A 367-nucleotide genomic window follows, 5' to 3' on the forward strand; every position below is an offset into this window, starting at 1 on the left:
TTCGCATCGCACTATGCCTGCTGCTTTCGCTCGCGCCTCTGCATGTGCGAGCGCAGGACACCGGTCAAAGCGACGACGAGACGGTGATGGTGGCGCCGGACGATCCGGATAGGACGGCGGCGATCGCAAAGGCACGATCGAGCCTGGACGACTTCCTGGCTCTGTCAGAAGCGCCGCCGCCGGGAACCGACAAGTTCAAGTTGAAGGTCATGGTCGTGGACGGAAATGTGACGGAGCATTTCTGGGTCATCCCCTTCAAACGGACCACCGACGGCTTTGTAGGCATATTGGCGAATGAGCCGGAACTCGTCGGCAACGTCGTCTTCGGCCAGAGCATCGAATTCACCAAGGACGATATTTCCGACTG

The 367-nt window shown here is 59.4% G+C and carries 1 protein-coding gene; it reads left to right on the plus strand.

The window, feature by feature from the left end:
* Positions 1 to 367: DUF2314 domain-containing protein (locus tag EN808_RS35345; protein ID WP_348630959.1), on the plus strand; the 367-nt coding region annotated here is incomplete at both ends.

Origin of the sequence: Mesorhizobium sp. M8A.F.Ca.ET.165.01.1.1 (assembly GCF_004792065.1) — a bacterium.
GTDB lineage: Bacteria > Pseudomonadota > Alphaproteobacteria > Rhizobiales > Rhizobiaceae > Mesorhizobium.